Below are 4,680 nucleotides of genomic sequence, written 5' to 3' on the forward strand. Positions count from 1 at the left end.
ACATCGGCGGCGGCACCACCGAGGTGGCGGTGATCGCGCTGAACGGCATCGTCTATTCGCAGTCGGTGCGCATCGGCGGCGACCGCTTCGACGAGGCCATCATCGCCTACGTGCGCCGCCACCACGGCATGCTGATCGGCGACGCCACCGCCGAGCGGATCAAGATGGAACTGGGCAATGCCTATCCGCAGCAGAGCGTGCGCGAGCTTGAAATCTCCGGCCGCCACCTGGCCGAAGGCGTGCCGAAGATCATCACCATTAATTCCAACGAAGTGCTGGAAGCACTGCGCGAGCCGCTGGCCGGCATCGTCAGCGCGATCAAGCTGGCGCTGGAGCAGACCCCGCCGGAATTGTGCGCGGACGTGGCCGAGCGCGGCATCGTGCTGACCGGTGGCGGCGCACTGCTGCGCGACCTCGACCGGCTCATCAGCGAGGAAACCGGCCTGCATGTGCAGGTGGCCGACGATCCGCTGACCTGCGTGGCGCGTGGTGGCGGGCGTGCGCTGGAGTTGGTGGACATGCACGGCAACGAGTTCTTTGCTCCGGAGTAAGCGTCGATAACCTGCTGCGCTCGGCGGATTCGCCGCCGTGCGCTGCTCGGAATCCTCATGTACATCTACGTACACTGCGGTTCCTGCGCTGCGCGCGGTGACGACCCGCCATCGCTCGCGACGGTTCTCGAACGCCTACCCCTGTACGCTTCGGCCACATCTTTGCTGACTCACTGACGTGTCGTTCAATGCCGGTTCCCATGCAGCCCGCCACGGCGATGTCGCCGGGGTGCTGCGCTTGCTGGCATTTCTGGTCGCGGCGGTGGCGCTGATGCTGCTGGATCATCGTGGTGGCTGGCTGCATGCGCTGCGCACGCGCGCGGAGACCGCCGTGCAGCCGCTGTGGTGGCTTGCCAGCGTGCCCTCGCGGGTGGGTGGCAGCCTGCGCGAGGATGCGGTGACCCGCGCCCAGCTGGCGCGCGACAACGAACGCCTGCGCAATGCCACCCTGGTGCTGGCCGCGCGCAATGCGCGCCTGCGCACGGCGGCGGCGGAGAATGCCCGTCTGCGCGCGCTGTTGGGCAGCGCGGAACGCGGGCGGCTGGATGTGCAGTTGGTGTCCATCCTCGGCATCGATCTGGATCCCACCCGCCAGCGTCTGCTGCTGGATGCCGGCAGCATTGCCGGCGTGCAGACGGAGCAGGTGGTGATCGATGCTGGCGGGCTGCTGGGGCAAGTGATTTCGACCACGCCTTCCACTGCGACGGTGCTGCTGCTGACCGACCCCGACCACGCGGTGCCGGTGATGGTGGCGCGCAGCGGCGTGCGCCTGATCGTGTATGGCGCGGGCCGCAGCGATGCCCTGCGCCTGGCGGACGTGCCGCTGTCGGCGGATGTGCGCGAAGGCGACGAACTGCTGACCTCTGGCCTTGGTGGGCGCTTCCCGCCCGGCTTCGCGGTGGGCAAGGTGGGTGCGCTGCGTCCGGATGACAGCCGCGCCTTCCTTGAAGCCGAGGTGACGCCTGCGGCGCAGCTTGACCGTGGCAGCGACGTGCTGCTGCTGCGCGGGTACATACCGCCAATCGATGTGCAAGCAAACGACGTGCCGACACCTGCCGCACCGCAGGCAACGCCTCCGGTATCGACACCCGCACCTTCCGTGCCTGCAACGCCGGAGCCGACGCCATGAGCCGCGCACGCAACGGCTGGGTACTGCCGGTCAGCCTGCTGCTGGCGTTGCTGCTTGGGCTGGTGCCGTTGCCCGACGTGCTGCAGCCGCTGCGGCCCTACTGGCTGGCACTGGTGCTGGCCTACTGGCTGCTGGAAGCGCCGGATCGTGCCGGGCTGGGGCTGTCATTCGCACTGGGCGTCGCTGCCGATCTCGCCTTCGGTGGCCTGCTGGGCGAACAGGCGCTGCGGCTGGTGGTGATGGCGTTCATCCTCGACCGTTTCCGCGCCCGCATGCGCTTCTTCCCGCTATCGCAGCAGGCGCTGGCGATCGGTCTGCTGCTGCTCAACGATCGCGTGATTACCGCCGCCATCCATCTGGTCACCGGCGCGCCGCAACTGCCGTGGTCGTACTGGCTGGCACCGCTGGTCGGCATGATCCTGTGGGCACCGCTGCATTTCGTGCTGGATGCGCTGCGCCTGCGCAGGCGCGATTGAGTGATGCAGCGTCGCGCCCGCCAACTGAAAGACCATGCGGCGGAAGCCGAACTGTTCCGCCATCGCGCGCTGGTCGGCTTCGTGCTGGCCCTGCTCGCGCTGGCTGCGCTTGCGGGTTGGTATTTCCGCATGCAGGTGTTGCAGCACGACCAGTACGCCACGCGCTCGGAAGCCAATCGCCTGCGGCTGGTGCCGGTCGCGCCTGCGCGCGGCTTGATCTATGACCGCAAGGGACGTTTGCTTGCCGACAACGTGGCGGCGTGGCGGCTGGACGTGGTGCCGGAACGCGCCGGTGACGGTGCTGCATTGCTGGCGAAATTGCAGGGCGTGGTGGCGCTGGATGCCGAACAGCAGGCGCGCTTCCTGCGCGACTACAAGGCCAGCCGTCCATTCAAGCCGGTGACGCTGAAGCTGCGGGTATCGGACGAGGAAGCCGCGCGCTTCGCGGTGAACCGCTGGCAGTTCCCCGGTGTCGAACTGGTGCCTTACCTCGGGCGCATCTATCCGCACGGCGCGCTGATGGCGCACGTGGTGGGCTACGTCGGGCGCATCGATGAAAAGGATCAAGCGGAACTGGGCGATGCTGGCGGTGCCTATACCCATACCGGCAAGACCGGGCTGGAGCGCTATTACGAGCAGCAGCTGCGCGGCAAGCTGGGCTATCGGCGGCTGGAAACCAACGTGGCCGGGCGCACCGTGCGCGCGCTGGATACCTTGCCTGCCACGTCCGGCACCGACCTGCGGCTGTCCATCGACATCGACCTGCAACAGGCGATGGTCGATGCCTTCGGCGAGCTGGAAGGCACTGCGGTGGCGTTGGATCCACGCACCGGCGAAATCCTCGCGATGGTCAGCCTGCCAGCGTTTGACCCCAACCTGTTCGTCAACGGCATCAGCCATGCCGACTACAAGGCATTGAACGAAAACCCCTCGCGGCCGCAATTCAATCGCCTGGTGCTGGGTGGCGTGGCACCCGGCTCGACGATCAAGCCGTTGACTACCCTGGCGGGCCTGGACAGTGGCGTGCGCCGGCCCGAGGACAAGGTGCTGTCCACCGGCGTGTTCCGCCTGCCGGGGATGCGCGGCCGTGGCTGGCTGGACGGCGTGCATGGCTGGACCGACGCGCGCAAGGCCATCTACGAATCGGTCAATACCTACTACTACAAGCTGGCGCTGGACCTGGGCGTGCAGCAGTACGACGCCTACATGGCGAAGTACGGCTTCGGCCAGCGCACCGGCATTGATCTGGCCGGCGAGATCGAAGGCATCGTGCCGTCGCCGGCGTCGAAGATGAAATACGCCAAGCAGCGCTGGTATCCGGGGGACCTGGTCAACTCGTCCATCGGCCAGGGCCTGTGGAAGGTCACGCCGCTGCAACTGGCGCGCGGTGTCGCGGCCGTCGCGGATGATGGCCGGATGCGCCGCCCGCATCTGGTCAAGGACACGCGTGCCGGTTTCGCCGCGCAGTGGCAACCGTTGCCGCAACCGGATCCGGTGCGCATCAGCGATCATCCCGGCAACGTGCGCGTGGTCCAGGAAGGCATGCGGATGACCACGATGGGTTCTGGTACTGCGGCGCGGGTGTTCCGCGGCTCGCCGTATCCTTCGGCCGGCAAGACCGGCACCGCGCAGGTGGTCAATCGCGGCGCGCGCGCGGTCGATCCGCGTTCGTTGCCGCTGTGGAAGCGGCATCGCGGCCTGTATATCGGTTACGCGCCGGCGGACGATCCGAAGATCGCGATTGCGATCGCGGTGGAAGGGGGCGGCTTCGGCGCGGATTCCGCCGCGCCGATCGCACGCAAGGTGTTCGATGCCTGGTTGCTGGGCAAGAACCCGGAACCGGCGCAGCCTGCCGTTGCAACATCTGCAAGCACGCAATCGACAGATGTGCCAACGACAGCGACAGGCAGCGAAGCTGCACCCGCGCAGGTGCAGCCATGAGTGCCTTGCTGCGCATGCTGGCCGATCTGCTGCTGCGTTTCCTGCGCACGCTGGACTTGCCGCTGATGGCCGCATTGCTGACGCTGATGGCGATTGGCCTTGCCAACCTCTACAGCGCCAGCGGTCAGTCCACGCGCGTGCTGGCGATGCAGGCGGCGTATTTCTGCGTGGGTCTGGGCGTGTTGTGGGTGGCATCGCGCGCGCCTGCGCATTTGCTCAAGCAGGCCACCCCGGCAATCTACCTGCTGTCGCTGCTGCCGCTGGTGCTGGTGCTGTTCATCGGCAGCGGCAAATACGGCAACCACTGGATCAACCTCGGCTTTTTCAATTTCCAGCCTTCGGAACTTGCCAAGCTGACCCTGCCGATGATGCTCGCCTGGTACATGGATCGGCAGCGGTTGCCAGCAAGGTTCGGCACCTTGCCGATGGCGGCGCTGATCCTCGCGCTGCCGGTCGGGCTGATCCTGCTGCAACGCGACTTCGGCACCGCAATGTTGGTGTTGATGGCGGGCGTGTTCGTGCTGTTCCTCGCGGGCCTGTCGTGGTGGTGGTTTGTCGGCGCAGCGGCGGCGGTGGCGGCACT

4 protein-coding genes and 1 pseudogene are annotated in these 4,680 nt (G+C 67.1%); all 5 read left to right on the forward strand.

The annotated features are described in order from the left end of the window. Positions 1-551: rod shape-determining protein (locus QM612_RS04955; RefSeq protein ID WP_415252788.1), on the forward strand; the 551-nt coding region annotated here is incomplete at its 5' end. Between the two features lie 178 nt (positions 552-729). Next, positions 730-1,680 (forward strand): rod shape-determining protein MreC, encoded by a 951-nt coding sequence (gene mreC, locus QM612_RS04960; protein ID WP_415252789.1) that lies wholly within the window; start codon positions 730-732, stop codon positions 1,678-1,680. Beyond that, the gene (gene mreD / locus QM612_RS04965; protein ID WP_415252790.1) at positions 1,677-2,156 is read left to right on the forward strand and encodes a rod shape-determining protein MreD; all 480 of its coding nucleotides are present in this window, start codon (positions 1,677-1,679) and stop codon (positions 2,154-2,156) included. The genes mreC and mreD overlap by 4 nt, the downstream gene beginning before the upstream one ends. A 3-nt stretch (positions 2,157-2,159) precedes the next feature. Continuing rightward, positions 2,160-4,007, forward strand: a pseudogene (gene mrdA / locus QM612_RS04970) (penicillin-binding protein 2); the annotation flags it as partial. 86 nt (positions 4,008-4,093) lie between these two features. Beyond that, positions 4,094-4,680: FtsW/RodA/SpoVE family cell cycle protein (locus QM612_RS04975; protein ID WP_415252791.1), on the forward strand; the 587-nt coding region annotated here is incomplete at its 3' end.

Origin of the sequence: Thermomonas sp. (genome assembly GCF_047606765.1) — a bacterium.
GTDB lineage: Bacteria > Pseudomonadota > Gammaproteobacteria > Xanthomonadales > Xanthomonadaceae > Thermomonas.